The organism is Nitrospirillum amazonense (assembly GCF_007828045.1).
Classification (GTDB): domain Bacteria; phylum Pseudomonadota; class Alphaproteobacteria; order Azospirillales; family Azospirillaceae; genus Nitrospirillum; species Nitrospirillum amazonense_C.
Map to the genome: position 1 here is coordinate 1 of NZ_VITN01000058.1, position 4,414 is coordinate 4,414.

The window sequence follows — 4,414 nt, forward strand, 5'->3', positions numbered from 1 at the left end:
GTGGTCATGGCGCCCTCCATAACGATGTCCAGCAGACATCATAGCCTGATATCCGCCGAAACCGGGGAAAGGGGCATCCACACCATCAGTTCAGGCTGGCCGAATCTCGCCAATTGCAGGGCGCTGCTCTTGAGCCGACCCTATTCGCAGCGATAAGCGGCCAGGTCCGCAGCCCGGACATGTAGAGACTCGATCTTGCCGAATTCCTGCATAAGAAAATCGATGGTGGCGCGCACCCGGGCCGCAATCAGCGCGCGATGCGGGTAAAGCAGCACCATTTCCCTTGAGGCGGAGCGCAACTGGTCCGCCAGCAGAATCTGCAGACGCCCCTCGCGGATCAGTGGCCAGGCATAATGCAGGCCGACCTGAGCAATCCCCAGACCATCGGCTGCGGCGATCATCGCCGCTTCCGGATCAGAAAGTGTCAAAGCCGCAGGATGAGGCAGACACGCTCGGGTCTCGCCATCGCCAATGTCCCAACTGGATGTGCGACCTCCCAGAAAACGCACCGCGATCAGGCGATGATCCGCCAGGTCCGCCACATGTCGGGGTATGCCATGCGCGGTCAGATAGGTCGGGGAAGCGACCAGAACCATCTGCATCGTGTGAATTTTCCGTGCGACAAGGGCGGAATCCTCGATCATCCCGCCGCGCAGGGCCAGATCAAAACCGCTTCTGACGATGTCGACCTGATGATCGTCGAAATCGATCTCAGGGGTAATGCCGGGATAAAGCGCGATCAGCCGAGGCAGCAGCGGCAACAGAAAATGGCGACCGAAGCCGTTGCTGGTCGAGATTTTGACCTTTCCGACCGGTTGGGTGCGCTGGGTGGTCACCATATCCACGGCGGCATCGAGCGCATCGATCGCCTCACGGGCCTTGAGAAGGAAAAGCTGCCCTTCCTCGGTCAGTTGCAGGGAACGGGTCGTCCGGTTGATCAGCCGAACCTCCAGTGCGGTTTCGAGACCGGCGATGTTTTTGCCAACTGCGGCAGGGGAGACGCCAAGATGCCGCGCCGCCGCCGCAAAAGAGCCGCGATCCGCCGCCTGAACGAAGGACAGCATGGCGCGCACGCGTTGGGTGGAATCCATTGGAGGAGATATGTCAGGTTGTGAGTGAAGCAACGATTGAAGATATTATCACTACATCTCAAGCTCGTCATTGTGAGGGCCATCACACTGGAAAGGACCTCACATGTCATTCCCCCAACAACCGCAACGTATCCTGCTGCTCGGCGCGACCAAAGGCATCGGCTTTGCCCTGGCGCGCCGGCTTGGCGCGGAAAACCACCACGTCACCCTCACCGGCCGTAGCCAGGCCAGCGTTGATGAGGCTCTGTCTCGCTTGCACACCGGCAACCCTGTGGGGCACTTCGATGGCTTTATCCTCGATCTGAAAGCTCATGATGCCGCGCGCGACGCCCTTGGCCACGTCGGACCTGTTGATCACCTGGTCCTTTGCGGCAGTTCGGAGGCGGCCTGGGGGCCTTTCCAGACGCTGACGGCCAAGATGCTTGAGCAGGCGCTGAGCATGAAGCTGGTCGGCTATCTCAATGCGGTGCAAGGCGTGCTGCCCCATCTGGCCGCTTCGGGCTCGATCACCTTTATCGGCGGCACCGCTGCCCGCGCCTCCCTGTCGGGCTCGGTGGGCATTGCGGCAGTCAATGCCGGGCTGGAAGGCGCCACCCGCAGCCTTGCCCGTGAATTGGCACCGCGCAGGGTCAATCTCGTTTCCCCCGGCATGACCAGCACGGAATTTTGGGATAGCATGCCCGCAGACAAGAAGGCGGAACACTTCGCATCATTCGCGGGAAAACTGCCGCTGCGCCGCGTCGGGCAGCCGGAAGAGAGCGCGGAGGCCATCGCCTTTGTGATCGCCAACCACTATGTGACCGGCTCCGTGATCGATGTGGATGGCGGTTGGCATCTGGGCTGACTATTCCATGGCAATTCGAGCGTAGGTCCGGCCCTGCAAACGGGGTAACTGGCCGCCGCTGGTTACCCTTGCCGTTCCAACCAAAAAGCGATGCGTCGGAAGTCACGCGCGCCTGCATGCTGAGCGGCGAAAGCCTCGAAGAATGCGAGGCACGCGGAGATAGAGCGTTATGAAATTAAGCAGAGTCGCTGAGGGGATTCCCATTTTGTGTTCCGTCTGATTCACTGTGTTCCATCTTCAGATGGAGGCAGTGCATATGGGCCGTCCGTATTCGATGGATCTCCGTGAACGGGTTGTAGCAGCGATCCAAGGAGGGATGTCTCGGCGCCAAGCCGCGGCCCGCTTTGGCGTGAGCTACAGCGTAGCGATCGGATGGATGAAGCGTGTTGATGAAACGGGTAGCGTGGCGCCAGGTCAAATGGGCGGCCATAAGCCGAAAAAGATATCGGGCGACCATCACACGTGGCTTGTGGCGCGCTGCCAGGAACGCCCATTCACGCTTGCCGTCCTGATTGCGGAATTGGGGGAACGCGGGCTGAAGGTTGATTACCGGTCGGTGTGGGAGTTCGTGCGCGGCCAGGGGCTGACTTATAAAAAAAGACACTGGTCGCCAGCGAGCAAGACCGCCCAGACGTCGCCCGTCGACGGGCTCAGTGGGTGAAGCATCAGTCATCCGTCGATCCGTCCCGCCTGGTCTTTATCGACGAAACCTGGACCAAGACCAACATGGCGCCGCTACGGGGATGGGGGCCCCGCGGGGAGCGGCTGCCCGGAAAGGCACCCTTCGGCCATTGGAACACCATGACCTTCCTGGCCGCCCTGCGCCATGACTGTGAACCGGCATCGAAGTGGGCCTCTGGGGAAAAGCAAGGCAATATACTGAAACGGCTGAAGAAAGTGGCAAAAAGGGCAGGGGCCTGACCGGAGCCGATCGGGACCCTGCCCTCGATACAATTTCTGCTGATCTGTCAGGCTGTTGAGCGCGAGCAAGCTCAGGGCTCCCTTTCGGCACCGGTTCACAGTCATAGGCGCTGAACGCCGCCAGCAACTCGTCTGCGCTGTGTGCGGTCCGAGCGGTGCATCTGGTGTGTTTGCGGGGAATTCCTTGGAAAACGCCCATTCTCGCCAGAAAAACGCTCGTTTTCCTCGGGAAAACAGCCGTTTTACGTCTTCCATCATCTGGAGGCGGCATCGGCTCACGCCAGCCGTTGCGCCAGCTCCTCGGCGTCGGCGTGATAGTACCGTGCCAGCGTGGCCAGCGACTTGTGGCCGGTGATCCGCATCAGCTCCAAGGGGTTGGGATAGATTTTCGCGAGGCGGCTGGTGGCCTCGTGCCTGAGGTCGTGGAAGGTGAGATCCTTGATGCCTAGGCGATCCACCACCCGCCCGAAGGTCACCTTGAGCAACGCCTGGTCTTCAGCGACGACAGGGCCGGTGCCTTCCTCGAACGTGGGGAATGACCTGAGGGCGGCGATGGCGGCAGTGGAGAGCGGCACTCGCCTGACCTCGCCGTTCTTGGAGCCGTCGCCGGAGAGGCCGCGCACCGTCATGACCCGTTTCTTCAGGTCGATGTCTTCCCAGGTGAGGGCGCAGATCTCGCCCTGGCGGGCCGCGGTCTCCAGGGCGAGCTGCGCCATGGGAACGAGCCAGCGGCCATGCTTGTTTGCCGCCAGCCCGGCTATCAACCGCTCCTCTTCACTGGGCACGCGGACATGCACCTCGATGTCGATCTGTTGATCGGGGTCGAATGCGAGGACGATCTCGGTCCGCTCGGGGACCAGGCGCCGCTCACGCTTGCGATCCGCCCCCTTGGGGCGAGCGGTCAACTTGGCTTCGGCGGGATTGGACGGCATGTGGATGCTCCATTCCCGGCGTCCGTGCCCAATGGCGGTGGCGATGAGGTTCATGCGGCGCACGACCGTGGCGGGGGCGTAGTCGGCGGCCAGCATCCGGTCGCGGAAGCTCGCGATGTCCTGCGGGGTGAGGCCGCTGAGGCGGCGCAGGCAGATCTCGTCATCCTCGATCACCTGGAAGTGGCCGGCTTCCTGCTCGGCGCCCCGCTTCTTCGGGGTGATGGCCTCGCGGTAGCGGCGGAGGAGGGCGCCCAGGGTGGTCTCGTCGGCCTGGCTGTAATCCTGGAAGACGCGCCGGTCCATGTCGGTCTCGATGGACTTGGCCCAGCGTTCGGCGTCCCGGCGCTTCTCGAAAGTCTTGGAAACAGGCTTGTGGCCGAGACGGCGGACCTTGGCCTGGTAGCCGATGACTTGGCCTTCGCGATTCGTCCGAGGGAGGATGGTGGCCATGGCCGAGGCACTTATTCGCCGTGTTCCGCGAAGCCAGTGTCCCCAAATTGTCCCGCAAAATCCAGCTAAAGCGCTGGAAGAGTGGCGTCCCCTAGGGGATTCGAACCCCTGTTACCGCCGTGAGAGGGCGGTGTCCTAGGCCTCTAGACGAAGGGGACGAGGCCGTGTGAGGGCGG

3 protein-coding genes, 1 tRNA gene and 1 pseudogene are annotated in these 4,414 nt (G+C 62.2%); 2 read left to right on the forward strand and 3 right to left on the reverse strand.

From position 1 onward, the window contains the following. Window positions 1-140 precede the first annotated feature (140 nt). Window positions 141-1,064: a LysR family transcriptional regulator gene (locus FBZ89_RS30445; RefSeq protein WP_246173113.1), complete on the reverse strand. Its 924-nt coding sequence runs from the start codon at window positions 1,062-1,064 to the stop codon at window positions 141-143. Between the two features lie 130 nt (window positions 1,065-1,194). Between FBZ89_RS30445 and FBZ89_RS30450 the strand changes: the two genes are divergently transcribed. Beyond that, entirely contained in the window at window positions 1,195-1,935 is a 741-nt protein-coding gene (locus FBZ89_RS30450; protein ID WP_145754845.1) for an SDR family oxidoreductase, read from the forward strand. A 256-nt stretch (window positions 1,936-2,191) separates the two neighbouring features. Continuing rightward, window positions 2,192-2,766: pseudogene (locus tag FBZ89_RS30455) on the forward strand (IS630 family transposase); the annotation flags it as partial. A gap of 365 nt (window positions 2,767-3,131) precedes the next feature. Here the strand turns inward: FBZ89_RS30455 and FBZ89_RS30460 are convergent. Both FBZ89_RS30460 and FBZ89_RS30465 read right to left on the reverse strand, forming a co-directional pair. After that, window positions 3,132-4,238, reverse strand: coding sequence for an integrase (locus tag FBZ89_RS30460; RefSeq protein ID WP_145754846.1), 1,107 nt, complete (start codon window positions 4,236-4,238; stop codon window positions 3,132-3,134). An 82-nt stretch (window positions 4,239-4,320) separates the two neighbouring features. Further along, window positions 4,321-4,396 (reverse strand) — tRNA-Glu (locus FBZ89_RS30465). Between the last annotated feature and the right edge of the window lie 18 nt (window positions 4,397-4,414).

Excerpts from the sequence above, each read along its gene's own strand:
- FBZ89_RS30445 (WP_246173113.1), bottom strand. The coding sequence starts at position 1,064 with ATGCTGTCCTTCGTTCAGGCGGCGGATCGCGGCTCTTTTGCGGCGGCG.
- FBZ89_RS30450 (WP_145754845.1), top strand. The coding sequence starts at position 1,195 with ATGTCATTCCCCCAACAACCGCAACGTATCCTGCTGCTCGGCGCGACC.
- FBZ89_RS30460 (WP_145754846.1), bottom strand. The coding sequence starts at position 4,238 with ATGGCCACCATCCTCCCTCGGACGAATCGCGAAGGCCAAGTCATCGGC.